The sequence below is a fragment of the Mycolicibacterium vaccae NBRC 14118 = CIP 105934 genome (assembly GCF_001552715.1).
GTDB classification, from domain to species: domain Bacteria; phylum Actinomycetota; class Actinomycetes; order Mycobacteriales; family Mycobacteriaceae; genus Mycobacterium; species Mycobacterium vaccae.
On sequence record NZ_BCRS01000004.1, the window covers coordinates 1 to 13,739 of the forward strand.

Annotated in this window: 9 protein-coding genes; 8 read left to right on the top strand and 1 reads right to left on the bottom strand. The window is 64.0% G+C overall.

What is annotated here, in order from left to right; translation table 11 throughout:
- The first annotated feature begins 598 nt into the window (after window positions 1–598).
- The 4 genes from MVA01S_RS01420 to MVA01S_RS01430 all read left to right on the top strand — a co-directional run bounded on the left by MVA01S_RS01420 (window position 599) and on the right by MVA01S_RS01430 (window position 4,132).
- Window positions 599–1,879, top strand: a complete 1,281-nt coding sequence (locus tag MVA01S_RS01420; RefSeq protein WP_218006056.1) for an MFS transporter — start codon at window positions 599–601, stop codon at window positions 1,877–1,879.
- A 56-nt stretch (window positions 1,880–1,935) separates the two neighbouring features.
- Window positions 1,936–2,118 carry a hypothetical protein gene (locus MVA01S_RS31190; protein WP_144033064.1) on the top strand — a complete coding sequence of 61 codons (183 nt, stop codon included), beginning with the start codon at window positions 1,936–1,938 and terminating at the stop codon, window positions 2,116–2,118.
- A gap of 12 nt (window positions 2,119–2,130) precedes the next feature.
- Window positions 2,131–3,555, top strand: coding sequence for an amidase (locus MVA01S_RS01425; RefSeq protein ID WP_040541796.1), 1,425 nt, complete (start codon window positions 2,131–2,133; stop codon window positions 3,553–3,555).
- 232 nt (window positions 3,556–3,787) lie between these two features.
- Window positions 3,788–4,132, top strand: coding sequence for a cupin domain-containing protein (locus tag MVA01S_RS01430; RefSeq protein ID WP_003931640.1), 345 nt, complete (start codon window positions 3,788–3,790; stop codon window positions 4,130–4,132).
- Between the two features lie 187 nt (window positions 4,133–4,319).
- Here MVA01S_RS01430 and acs read toward each other — a convergent pair whose 3' ends face one another.
- Window positions 4,320–6,278, bottom strand: coding sequence for an acetate--CoA ligase (gene acs, locus MVA01S_RS01435; protein WP_040541978.1), 1,959 nt, complete (start codon window positions 6,276–6,278; stop codon window positions 4,320–4,322).
- A 263-nt stretch (window positions 6,279–6,541) separates the two neighbouring features.
- On the opposite strand from acs, the gene MVA01S_RS01440 reads away from it, so the two are divergent.
- The 4 genes from MVA01S_RS01440 to MVA01S_RS01455 all read left to right on the top strand — a co-directional run bounded on the left by MVA01S_RS01440 (window position 6,542) and on the right by MVA01S_RS01455 (window position 13,736).
- Window positions 6,542–8,830, top strand: coding sequence for an oxidoreductase (locus tag MVA01S_RS01440; RefSeq protein ID WP_218006057.1), 2,289 nt, complete (start codon window positions 6,542–6,544; stop codon window positions 8,828–8,830).
- Between the two features lie 142 nt (window positions 8,831–8,972).
- Entirely contained in the window at window positions 8,973–10,649 is a 1,677-nt protein-coding gene (locus MVA01S_RS01445; RefSeq protein ID WP_064635265.1) for a flavin-containing monooxygenase, read from the top strand.
- Between the two features lie 182 nt (window positions 10,650–10,831).
- The gene (locus MVA01S_RS01450) at window positions 10,832–12,175 is read left to right on the top strand and encodes an aminotransferase family protein (RefSeq protein ID WP_060941529.1); all 1,344 of its coding nucleotides are present in this window, start codon (window positions 10,832–10,834) and stop codon (window positions 12,173–12,175) included.
- 64 nt (window positions 12,176–12,239) lie between these two features.
- Window positions 12,240–13,736, top strand: coding sequence for an aldehyde dehydrogenase family protein (locus MVA01S_RS01455; RefSeq protein ID WP_082762367.1), 1,497 nt, complete (start codon window positions 12,240–12,242; stop codon window positions 13,734–13,736).
- The last annotated feature ends 3 nt before the right edge of the window (window positions 13,737–13,739 follow it).

The following is a 13,739-nucleotide window of genomic DNA, read 5'->3' on the forward strand; positions in this document are numbered from 1 at the left end:
GGTGTTGATATCGGCCACCGGACCCGCCGGCAATGTCCTAAAGATTCGGCCGCCGCTGGTGTTCAACGGCGACGACGCTGCGCGCTTCCTGGAGACCCTCGACGACACCCTGTCCGCCGTCACTGCGGTCGCGAGCGCCGGCATCGGGTCGGGATCCCGATAACCGCCGCCGCCCCCGCGGATTGCGACCACCGTGGCGACAAGACGACAGAATCGGGGATCAATGGCGTCCACCGAAGGGAGCTGGGGCATACCCGCGGCTGCCTCATGTCCCAACTGCAGCCAGCATCGGGCGGCAGGACCCCTCGCAACCCGGTGTTCATCATCCGCGAATTCGGAAGTGCTTCTGGCGCAGAAGGATCCTGACGCGGTGACTCACCTCCTCGAGGAAGGCGTGGGTGGTCCAGTCGATGGCAGCCGTCTAGCCGAAGGGTTGACAGATCGTAAGGCGCCCCGGGTGAACTGCTGACGGATTGTCATCTCGCGTTGGGTTCGTCACAGGCCCACACTTCAGTGACGTGATCTGCGGTCGAATGTCGGCCGCTCAGACACCTGGTGCGCGTGTATGTAGTTTCTTCGAACCCTTCAAGGAGTGAATGTGCCGCGATCGTCACCGAGCAAATGGGCAATACTCGGGATTGCCTACCTAGTCCTGCTGGCAGCGTATGTTCCATTCCTCGGATGGACGCCGAAGCTCACCAGTGTCATGGAAGACCTGTCCTTGAATTACACGCAGGCAGGTGCGCTTTCGTCAGTGGCAGGGCTTGCAGCTGGTATCGCCCTGCTGTCCGGTGGCGTGATCACATCGAAGTGGGGAGCCAAGAACGTCCTCCTGTGGGGTCTGGCTGGTGGAGTGATCGGTCTACTGTTGTTCGCATACGCGGACAGCTACACGGTGGCGATGATTGCTCGTGTCATCAGCGGCGCCGCAGCCGGATTCCTCTTCGTCGGAACGTATACCGTCGCGGTCAACTGGTTTCAGCAGTCGAAAGAGACCGGTAGGGCACTCGGCATCATGGCGACTGGTGATGGAACAGGGTTGTTGTTCGCGCTGTACATCTTCGCGTCGGTGCTGACACTGTTCGGTTGGCGTAGCGGACTTGTGGCCGGCGCAATCGGCCTGGTCGTGGTGTTTGTAGTCGTTCTCTTTGCCGTCCCAGGGGGCGTGCGGCCGGAAGCCGGCGTGCAGGCCGAAGAGGCCGTGTCGACCGGGACGTCCCCGCGTCCGGGGCTGTTTGCCTCGGTTCTGCGCCGTGGCGTGATCGTCGCAGCAATCTTCGCTATCGGAACGACGGGCCTGTTCACTCTCCTCGCTGCCTGGATGCCTGCCGTACTGGTGGAGGGCGCCGGATGGTCGGAGTCAACCGCGGGTCTGGTTGCATCCTCGTTCGCCGTAGTCGGTATCACCACCGCGCTACTGGGAGGCTTTCTCTCCGACCGTATCGGCCGCAAACCGGTACTGGTCGCGGGCGGGTTCGCAGGAAGTCTGGGAGTGGCAGGTACTGCCGTAGCTCTGGTCGCCGGGAACTACTCGATGGTCGCAGTCTGCATTCCGATCATCGGCCTGGGTATCTATCTCGCTTTCCCGGTGGCCGTGGCGCTCGCTGTCGAGTCTACTGAGCCGGAATACGTCGGCGCCGCCAACGGCCTGGTGCTGGGTTCCGGATACATCGTGGGCGGCTTCATCTACCCGCTGGCGCTGGGCAGTATCAAGGACGCGACCGGTGACTACGCCATCGGGTTCTACACGCTCACTGTCGCGACATTCATCCTTTGTGCAGTAGTTCCCTTGTTCAGCACGAAGAAGGAACAGGCAGAGCAGCCCGGAGCGGGTGACCTGCGCAGTACGGATCGACACGATCTCGAACCGCAGTCGTAATACTCGTGCGTCACGGGGTAGCGCCGGGCGCTACCCCGTGCGCTGGGATCGATCCGGTGGCTTCTGATCCAGAACTGAGCCGGGTCAGAACATCGCATCTGGATCTGGCTACACACCACAGTTTTGATGATGTCGCCGCCGAGACGCATCCTGTGCCGGAGCGGATGATCAACGCGGAGCTATTGTCCGCGTCCGGACGGCTCATCGGGGTCCGCAAGATCCAGCTTTCGATCGAATGACCAGGGAGCAGCATGAGCACCGAACTTCACTACATGTCGGCCGTGGACCTATTGAAGGCGTTCGGAGAGAAGTCGATTTCTCCGCTTGAGGCATTGGAAGCGGTGCAAGTTCGCGCCGCCGAAGTGGAGCCCGGGATCAACGCACTGATCGAACGTGACTGGGAAGATCACACGATTCGTGCGCGCGCGTCGACCGAACGGTATGCGGCGGGTGCGCCGTTGGGGCCGCTCGATGGCTTACCGGTGGTGGTGAAGGAAGAGCATCCCATGGCAGGCCGCGAGCAGTCGTCGGGCTCCATGGTTGTCCGCGACACTGCTGCAGAGACGCATCCTGTGCCGGAGCGGATGATCAACGCTGGAGCTATTGTGCACGCCCGGACAACAACTCCTGAATTTGCGTGTGCAACGACATGTTTCAGCGACAAGTGGGGAGTGACACGCAATCCCTGGAACAGGGACTACACGCCCGGCGGCTCGTCGGGGGGTTCCGCGGCTGCGTTGGCCAGCGGCACTGCTTACCTGGCGAGTGCATCCGACATGGGTGGCTCCATCCGGGTCCCCGCAAGTTTCTCGGGTGTCATCGGGTTCAAAGCCCCTTACGGACGCGTGCCGTCCATGCCGCCCTACGGACTGAGTACGTACTGCCACGAAGGTCCGATGGCGCGGACCGTCGAAGACGTCGTTCTCTTCCAGAACGTCATCCAAGGTCAGCATCACAAGGACCCGATTTCCCTTCCATCGACTGCCGTCCCCGCCGATCTCGGGGACGTTCGCGGTCTCAAAGTGGCCTACGCGCTGACGCTCGGCGATTACGTCGTCGAACCCGAAATAGCCGCGAACACCCAGAGATTCGCTGATGTGCTCGCTGATGCCGGCGCGGATGTCACCGAAGTCACGGTGCCCGTGGTGGCCAAGATGGTCTTCGAAACGTTGCTTGCCCACTTCGATCGCAACCTCACCGAGTACGTCGACACCGCCTGTCGTGACGACGGCGACTACGAGCGTCTCATGCCCTATACCCGGCATATCGTTGAACTCTGCCGAGAGGCCGGTAGTCGAATCTCGCCGTTGCAAGGAATAACCCGAGAGGCTGAGATTCAAGCCGCGGTACTCCAGGTCTTCGAAAGCCACGACGCTCTGATCTGTCCCACCGTGGGAGCCTACGGATACCTGGCCGACGACAGTTATCTCGATGGTATCGAGACCAACGGGCACCGCTTCCACCACTACCTCGAAACCGCGCTCACGCCTGTGTTCAATATCGCCAGCCGCCACCCCGTTCTGAATGTCCCTTCTGGTTTGGCCCCCAACGGTGTCCCGACGGGAGTGCAGGTTGTTGCTCGGCCTTACGACGACGTCACCGCGTTCCGCGTCGGTGCAGCCGCCGAGAGGGCTCTCGGCATCTGGATGAATCCCGAGTGGCGACCCAACATCTAGGGGATTACTTGGATGAGTCGGCGGGGGGCGTTCGGCGTTGCCTCAGCACGCGGGGTAACGACTGTCCGAGCTGTGGGCCGGCACCTGCGCGGCTGTTTGGCCGTGGGTTGCCATCGGTCACACATCGGGAAGTAACGCAATCTCAAAGCCATTCGACCCGGCACGTTCTGAGAAGTGCTGAACCCCTGCAATTTTCATGCAATCTGACCCGAATCTGAAATACAGGTGCAACATGCAGAAGTTCGAACTCAACTGGACGCCCTTCGAGGCCGTGGCGCCCGAACGTGTGACAGAGGGGCAGCCCACTACACGACTGGCTGAAGGTGTTGTCGGGGACGCCCTGAAATCTGGGCTGTGGGAGGTGACGCCGGGCCGATTCACCACGGCTCCCAAGGGATTCGACGAGGTCATTCACATCGTCAGCGGCAAAGGGGTCTTGCGGTCCGTTGATGGCAATTCGATCGATCTGGCGCCGGGAGTTTCGTTCCTGATGGAGGACGGCTTCGTCGGCGAGTGGGAGATCGTTGAGCCGCTTCGGAAGTTCTACGCGAAGGTACCGACGACCACGGTCGCCTAGCTAGGGCTAGGCCACGGGTAGACCGTTGCGCACGAAGTCAGACGTCGGGCGTAAAGAATGGTACGAGCGCTAGCCTGAGTAAGGACCTCCTACGGGTGGATGCCAGACACATCCATTCCGTCAGGAGGTCCTCTCTATAGGCACCGCCGGAGCCAAACGCAGCCAGTGCAGAAGGTCGCGGTTGGTCCTACTTGCTGGCGCGGATCGCTTCGAACACGCTGGGGTCCACCAGCGTCGAGGTGTCACCGAGCTCGCGGCCCTCGGCCACGTCGCGCAGCAACCGTCGCATGATCTTGCCGCTGCGGGTCTTCGGCAGTTCCGGAACCACATGGATCTCACGGGGTTTCGCGATCGGGGAGATTTCCTTGGACACCTCGGCGCGCAACTCGTCGACCATCTGCTCATAGCTCAACTCGGCGGCATGGCTCTTGAGGATGACGAACGCGCAGATGCCTTGGCCGGTGTGCTCGTCGGTGGCGCCCACCACCGCGGCCTCGGCCACCCCGGCATGCCCGACGAGAGCGGATTCGACCTCGGCGGTGGAGATCCGGTGCCCGGACACGTTCATCACGTCGTCGATGCGCCCGAGTACCCAGATCTCGCCGTCGCTGCCGTAGCGGGCGCCGTCACCGGCGAAGTACCACCCCTGTTCGGCGAAGCGCGTCCAGTAGGTCTCCTTGAACCGCTCCTCGTCACCCCAGATGCCGCGCAGCATCGCCGGCCAGGGCTGGTCCAGCACCAGGTAGCCGGTGGTCGGCTCGCTGCCCTCGGTGGCACGGGGGAGTTCGTTGCCGTCGTCGTCGACGATCTTGGCTGAGATGCCGGGAAGCGGTGTCATGGCCGAACCGGGCTTGCAGTGGGTCACCCCGGGCAGCGGGCTGATCATGATGGCGCCGGTTTCGGTCTGCCACCAGGTGTCGACGATCGGGGTCTTGTCGGCGCCGAAGACGGTGCGGTACCAGCGCCACGCCTCGGGGTTGATCGGCTCGCCGACCGAACCGAGCAGGCGGATGCTGGACAGGTCGTGCTCGAAGGACAGCTCGCGGCCCCACTTCATGAAGGTCCGGACCACCGTGGGCGCGGTGTAATAGATGGTGACGCCGTACTTTTCGATGGTCTGGTAGTGGCGGTGTTCGTCGGGTGAGGCCGGGGTGCCCTCGTAGACCACCTGGGTGGCGCCGTTGGCCAGCGGCCCGTACACGATGTAGGTGTGGCCGGTCACCCAGCCGATGTCGGCTGTGCACCAATACACGTCGGTGTCGGGTTTGAGATCGAAAACGTTGTAGTGGGTGTAGGCGGCCTGGGTCAGGTAACCGCCGCTGGTGTGCACGATGCCCTTGGGTTTACCGGTGGTGCCCGAGGTGTACAGCAGGAACAGCGGCTGCTCGGAATCGAACACCTCACAAGCGTGCTCGGTGGAGGCCTTGGGCACAGCCTCGTCCCACCACAGATCGCGGCCGTCCGTCCACGGCACGTCGATTCCGGTGCGGCGCACCACCAGAACATGCTGCACCGGGCTGGCATCGCCCAGTCCGTAGAGGGCCTCGTCGACACCAGCCTTGAGCGGGGCAGCCTTACCGCGTCGGAACTGACCGTCGGAGGTGATCACGATCTTGGCCGAGGCATCCTCGATACGCGCCTTGAGGGCACTGGCCGAGAAGCCGGCGAAGACCACGCTGTGCATGGCGCCCAGCCGCGCGCAGGCAAGCATGGCGACGATCGCCTCGGGCACCATCGGCATGTAGATGGCGACCCGGTCACCGGCCTGAAGCCCGAGTTCGGTGAGTGTGTTGGCGGCCTGGTTCACCTCGTCCTGCAGTTGGGCGTAGGTGATGCTGCGGGCATCCCCGTCCGGTTCGCCCTCCCAGTGGATGGCGACCCGGTCGCCGTTGCCGGCCTCCACGTGCCGGTCCACGCAGTTGTACGCGACATTGAGCTTGCCGCCGGCGAACCACTTCGCGAACGGCGCGTTCGACCAGTCGAGGACCTCGCTGAACGGGGTCTGCCAGGAGAGCCGGGCGGCCTGCTCGGCCCAGAATGCCAACCGGTCGCGCTCGGCCTTGTCGTAGAGGGTGCCGGTGGCGTTGGCCTTGGCCGCGAAGTCGGCCGGAGGGGGATAGCCGTGCTGGGCCTCTGCCGTTGTCACGGGGCTGTCGTCGGGCACCGTTCTACCTCGCTCTGACTGGTCGTGGAATTGGCAGGCATGTGTCACATAGGGGCCGCCGATCGGGCCGAGTATGCCGCATCGACGCCTGGTTCAGGCGGGTGGGACCAGGTACTTTACGTACTGTCGACGGCGACGTCTGCGTACTTGACACTTCGCGTGTGTGGCTGTGAGCGAATGTCTAGCACTGTCTATCAATACGGCAGGTTTGCGTGTGTTTGTCGGCCCACGGTCGCACGCTCGGGGTGCGATCGGACACACCGCCCGGCCCGGCGGAGGTGGCGCCACCGAGTAATCGAGCTCGACGCGTTCGCCCTCAGGATCCTGCCCGATGGACCGGATGGAACGAGGGACAAAATGACGCGTCGCGCCGACACAACAGAAGTTTCCAGAGGAAGGTGATCACGGTGATGGATCCGCGGCACGCGATCTTGTTCGAACCCATCGCAATCGGACCGAAGGTTCTGCCCAACCGCTTCTATCAGGTCCCGCACTGCACGAGTTTCGGCGTCGTCCGGCCGCGTGCACAGGCCGCCTTCCGCGGAATGAAGGCCGAGGGTGGATGGGGCGCCGTATGCACCGAAGAATGCTCGATTCACCCAGAGGCCGACCAGATGCCGATGGTGCTGGCTCGTCTCTGGGACGACGATGATGCGGCCAGCCTGTCGCTCATGTCGGACAGCGTCCATGAGAACGGTGCCTTGGCCGGAATCGAGCTGTGGTACGGCGGCGTCCACGGGCTGAGCATGGAGTCCAGGGCCGTGCAGCGGGCGCCGTCGCAGATCGCCAGCGACATGCTGCCGATGTCGCCGTGCAGGGAGATGGACCTCGACGACATCAAGACGGTGCAGGGGTTCTACGTGGATGCGGCGTTGCGTTCGCGTGATGCCGGCTTCGACATCATTTGCATCTACGGCGGTCACGAGGGCCTGCTGGAGCAGTTCCTGTCGCCCTATTACAACAAGCGCACCGACGGGTACGGCGGTTCGCTGGCCAATCGGACCCGGATGTGGCGTGAGGTAGTCGAGGGTATCTCCGCCGCAGTGGGATCGGATTGCGCGGTATCCGTGCGGTTGTCGGCCGATAGCATGCGCGGTGAAGAGGGTGTGCTCCTCGAACGCGACGTCTTGCCCTTCGTCGAGATGTGCGACGGCGTGGTCGACCTGTGGGACGTGCACATCGGTGGCGTCGACTGGGGAGATGACGCGACGCCGTCGCGATTCTTCAAGAGCGGGCGCGCGATGGACTGGGTGAAATCGGTCAAGGAAGCGACGCGCAAACCGGTTGTGGCCGTGGGGCGTTTCACCGATCCCAACGAGATGGCCCGAGTCATCAATGACGGTGTGCTCGACATCATCGGTGCCGCCCGGCCGTCGATCGCAGATCCGTTCCTGCCCGCGAAGATCAAAGCCGGCCGGCTTGAAGACATCCGTGAGTGCATCGGCTGCAACATCTGTGTCTCACGTTTCGAGCACGGTGGGCCGCCGATCGTGTGCACCCAGAATGCGACGTCCGGCGAAGAGTACCGACGCGGCTGGCATCCCGAACGCTTCTCCAAGGCCGCCAACGCCGAGAACGATGTGTTGATCGTCGGCGCCGGTCCCGCGGGCATGGAATGTGCGCGCGTGCTCGGTGAGCGCGGCATGCGCAACGTGCATCTGGTCGACGCAGACGCCGAACTCGGTGGGCATCTCAAGTGGATGGCCAACCTGCCCGGGCTTCGCGAATGGAGCCGCGTGATCGACTATCGGCTGACCCAGTTCGACAAGCTCGACAACGTCACCGTCATTCCGAACACCCGGATGAGTCCCCAGGACATCGTCGACTACGGCGCCAGTCTGGTCGTTGTCGCCTCCGGATCACATTGGTCCGGCCACGGACTGGGTCCTGTTACCCGCAACGGCATTCCGGGCGCGGACGCCCAGTTGCCTTACGTTCTCACCCCCGAGCAGATCATGGTGGAGAACAAGCCGGTGCCCGGTGAGCGCGTGGTGATCATCGAAGCAGAGGGATACCACGTGGGCGCGGCACTGGCCGACCGGCTTTCGGCTGCGGGCAAGGCGGTGACGGTGCTGACGCACCTCGGCGAGCTTGCCCCCTATACCAACTACACGCTGGAAGCGACCCACCTCCGCAGAAAGCTGTACGCGCAGGGAGTCACCGTGGCGGCATCCATGGTTCCCACCCGCGTCGCCCCGGAGGGTGTGTGGGCGCACTATGCCTACGCCGGCGCGGACGACGCAAAGCTCATCGAGGCGGACGCCGTGGTTCTGGTGACTCAACGGGTCTCGGACACCACGTTGTACCGCGGTATCGTCGACGGCTTCGGCACGGACAAGCTGGCCGCAGAGGGCATTACAGGTGTGTACCGGATCGGGGACTGCGTGGCGCCGCGGATTGTCGCGGAGTCGGTCTTCGACGGCCACCGGCTGGCACGAGAAATCGATTCCGCCGACCCGTCGATGCCGCTGCCGTACTTGCGCGAGCGCCCCATCGCCAGGGAACTGCCGATCCTGAGCGTGCAGCGAGCTTGACGAAACGCCTCGGTCGACGCCGGAAAGGCTGACACGCGGGGGCTGTCGAAATTCGTTCACACGGACTGAGATTGGTGGCGCAAGCAATACAGCGGAGCCGGCCACGATGCGTCCGGTGATCATCATCGAGAGGGTATGCCACATGGATCCGAAGCCTCTGGGGCAGCAATATGGCGACACGGGTGACGTCGACGCAGTCGTCATCGGCGCCGGTATCGGCGGTCTGTACGCGGTGCGCCGGCTGGCCGCCGACGGGCTGAGCGTCATGGGTTTCGACAGCGCCACCGACGTCGGGGGCGTGTGGTTGCACAACGGCTATCCGGGCGCGCGGGTCGACATCGAGGCGTACTACTACTGCTTCTTCGATCCCGAGATCTACGGGGAGTGGCAGTGGTCGCAGCGGTTCCCACCGCAGTCGGAGCTGTTGGCGTACCTGCGGCACTATGCAGAGCACTACGGATTGCGGCGGTACTTCCAGTTTTCCACCCGGGTCGACGAATTGCACTGGCAGCCCGACACCAAGCGCTGGCGGGTGCGCACCGATACCGGCGCGACCGTGTACGCCCGACACGTCGTGCTGGCCACCGGGCAGCTTTCGAAGGGGCGTCAGCTGCCCTTCGAAGGTGTCGAGGACTTCGCCGGTCAGTGGCTGGAGACATCGCAGTGGCCTACCGAACCGGTCGACCTGGCGGGTAAACGGGTCGCAGTGATCGGAACGGGATCCTCAGGTGCACAAGTGATTGCGGCCATCGCCGAACAGGTCGAGAGCCTGCACGTGTTCCAGCGCACCCCCAACTATGTGGTTCCGTCCCAGAACGCTCCGATGGATCAGGACCGTTACCGGCAGTACAGCCAGAATCTCGACGAGCTGTGGCATCAGGTGATGGGAACGGGGGTGGCCTACCTCGCCCCTACCAGCGATGTGCCGGCCTCGTCGATGGATCCCGAACAGCAGCGTCAGCGGATGGAAGATCAGTGGCAGTTCGGCGGCCTAGGGATGACGTTCACGTTTCCCGATCAGCGGACTGACTGGAAGACCGCAGAGCTGGTGTCCGACTTCGTCCGCGCAAAGATTCGGGAATCCATCAAAAACCCAGCGTTGGCTGATGTCCTGGAACCGCGCGACTACCCGATCGGCACCAGGCGTCTGGTGGTGTGCAACGGCTACTACGAAGCGTTCAACCGGGACAACGTCAACCTCGTCGACCTGCGCAAAGAGTCGATCACGCGGATTACACCGCAGGGGATACAGACCGATGAGGGGCTTTACGAAGTAGATGTGATCATCTCGGCGCTGGGGTTCGACGCCTTCAGCGGGGCGATGGACGCGATCGACATCCGTAATGCCGATGGTCGAGGGCCGACCGAGGACTGGGATCGGGGCCCGCACGCGCACCTCGGTCTGATGGTGCACGGATTCCCGAACATGTACGTCCTCACCGGCCCGGGTTCACCGTCGGTGCTGGTGAACTTCAACGTGCACAATGTGTTTCACGTTGACTACGTGGCCGATCTGATCGCCTACATGAGCCGGCACGGCTACGACGCGGTGCAACCGACCGCCGAAGCCCAGCAAAGCTGGCATATCGAGACCCAGCGTGTCGCTGACGGGCTGCTGCGCAAAAAGGTGAAGAACTACATGGTTCATGTCAACGACGACGGGTCCCGTGTCTTCATCCCCTATGCCGGCGGGTGGTCGACCTACGTCGATACGGTTAATCGGGTCGCCAGCGAGGGCTACCCGGGCTTCGCGTTCTCGGAGGTCGGAAAGTCGACGTATCGTGCCGTGGACCATGAGGACACCGTCGTCCCCCTCTGAACGGCATCCGTCGACCACAATGCCCGCCGGCGTCCAGACGCCGGCGGGCATTCCGCTGTCCAGGAGAATCCGCCCGCGTCGATGTGGACATTTGGATGTGGACATTGTGTCGACCCCGGCGTCGGCAATGCCGACGTTTCGCCCTTCGACTCGGCTACCTCGGGTTGACCAGACTGGGGTCTATGAGTTCGTCACTGACAGATGCCACTCTCGCCTCCTCCCGCACACCGGACGCTGCGGACATCATGGCCGCGGATTCGCGGCACGTCATCCACGGCTTCAGTCCGTTCGGTGACCGGACGCCCGGCCCCGTTTTCGCGTCCGGACGCGGGATCACACTGACCGATGTGGACGGTCAGGACTGGATCGACGCCTGCGCCGGCCAGGCCAACGTCAGCCTGGGATACGGCCGCACCGATCTGGCCGATGTGGTTGCCGACGCACTGCGCGAGTTGACCTTCGGCACGCACTTCTACCAGCGGCGCAGCCATGTCGGCGCAGCCCGGCTGGCCGAGCGGCTGGCCGAGGTGACACCGGCCGGACTCGACCAGTTCGTGTTCATGTTGGGCGGGTCCGACGCAGTGGACACCGCGATCAAGATCGCGCGGTTCGCCAACATCGCCGCGGGCCGGCCCGAGAAGATCCACATCATCGGCCGGTGGAACAGCTACCACGGCGTCACCTATGGCGGGGCGAGCCTCACCGGAGATCCGGCCATGTGGCGCAATATCGGCCCCCGCCTGGAAGGGTTCTCCCACATCGATCAGCCGGAGGCCGACTCCGTGGGCGCCGCGCGCCTGCTGGAGGACGAGATTCTGCGCATCGGTGCGGACAAGGTCGCCGCGTTCATGGCCGAGCCGATCTCGACTCCGAACGGTATCGTCGTGCCGCCGGACGACTACTGGCCTCAGATCCGCGAGATCTGTGATCGCTATGACATTCTGCTGATCAGCGACGAGGTGCTGACCGGCTTCGGTCGCACCGGAAAAATGTTCGCGGTGGAGAACTGGGATCTGCGCCCCGACATCCTGACCATGTCCAAGGCGATCACCGCAGGGTTCTTCCCGCTGGCGGTCGTGGCGATCAGCGGAGAACTGCGGGACCGGTTGTCGGCCAGCGACGACGCCTTCGTCCACGGCGTGACCGCCGGTGGGCACCCCGCGGCCTGCGCCGCCGCGCTGGCCACCTTGGACATCTACGAACGCGAGAATGTCCTGGCCCACTGCATCACGGCCGGGCAGTACCTCTCGACGCGGCTGCACGCCCTCGCCGATGCTTACCCGGTACTCGACAAGAGCAGCGTCCGCGGTATCGGGATGATGCACGCAGTCGACCTCGACGCCGGCACCGTCGATCCGGGCTATGGCGCGGCCTTGCACGCCGAGTTCATCAGGCAGCGGGTCTTCGTGCGGACCTACCGCAACAACCAGACCATCGGGCTGCTGCCGTCGTTGACGCTGAGCAACGAGGATGTCGACGCCATCACCGGGCGCATGGCGGCCGCGCTGGACGTCACCAGACCATAGGCCGGCAACGCCAACCGACCACCCCGACTGAGCACGTTTTGCACGGCAAACGGAAAGAAAGAACATGACGGAAACCACCAAAAGCTCACTCATCGAACGCGTTCCGAGCCTGGAACGCCTGACGCGGCCGTTCATCGACGGCGGCTTCGTCGACGCCCGCTCGTCCGGCACGTTCGAGAACATCAGCCCCGTCAACGGCGACCGACTGCCCGATGTGGCCTCGGGTGACACCGCTGATATCGATGCTGCGGTGGCTTCGGCCCGCAAGAGCTTCGAACTGGGTGACTGGCGGCGGCGCACGCCGCGCGAGCGCAAGGTCGTCCTGCAGCAGTTCGGCCGCACCCTCCGGGACAACTCCGAGGAACTCGCCGCCCTGCTGGCTGTCGAGATGGGCAAGCCGATCAAGGACGGCCGGTGGGAGGTCGACTTCAGCGCCACGGTGCTGGAGTGGTTCGGTGAGGCTGTCGACCATCTGTACGACGAGGTCGCGCCCATCGGTGAGGTCGGTCATGCCACGATCACCCGGGTCCCCGTGGGTGTCGCCGGCGCCATCATTCCGTGGAACTACCCGTTGCTGATGGCGGCGGTGAAGCTCGCACCGGCCCTGGCGTCGGGCAACTCCATGGTCCTCAAGCCGGCCGAGCAGACGCCGGCGATCGCGTTGCGGGTGGCAGAACTGGCGTTGGAGGCGGGCGTGCCCGCCGGTGTGCTCAACGTCGTCCCCGGACTGGGCCACACGGCAGGAAAGGCCCTCGCCGAACATCTGGATGTCGATGCGATCGGCTTCACCGGATCGACCAGCGTGGGCCGCCTGGTCATGAAAGCGGCCGCCGAATCCAATCTGAAGAAGGTCTCGCTTGAGCTCGGCGGCAAGTCGCCGGCGCTGGTGCTCGCCGACGCCGCCGACATGCTCGACCTGGTTGCCGCGAAAACCGCGGAGTCCGTCTTCGGAAACGCGGGGCAGATGTGTGACTCCAGTACACGCCTGATCGTCCACGAATCCCTCGCGGACGAGGTCGTCGAACGACTCGGTGCCGTGGCAGCCAATTGGCAGCCCGGTGATCCCTTCGACGATGCCACCACCATGGGGGCGATCATCGAGGCCCGGCAGCTGGAGCGCATCATGGGCTTCATCACCGGCGCTGAGCCCGGTGGGGCGTCAATCGCCCATGGCGGCAAGCAGGTTCGCCAGGAGACCGGCGGGTTCTATGTGGAGCCGACGGTCATCCGGGGAGTCACCAACGATATGGACATCGCCCGCAAGGAGATCTTCGGTCCGGTGCTCTCGGTCATCACGTTCTCCGATGATGAAGAGGGTCTGCGCATCGCCAATGACACCTCCTACGGGCTGGCCGCCAAGATGTGGACCGGCGACTTGAAGAAAGCCCACCGGATTTCCCGGGAGCTGCGCGCGGGCGCGGTGTTGGTCAACGGTGATGAACTCTTCGACGTGACGCTGCCGCACGGGGGCTTCAAGCAGTCCGGTATCGGCCGCGACTACTCGCATCACGCCTTCGACAACTGGACCCAGCTGAAGTCGACCTACATCAACCTGTTGTGAGGA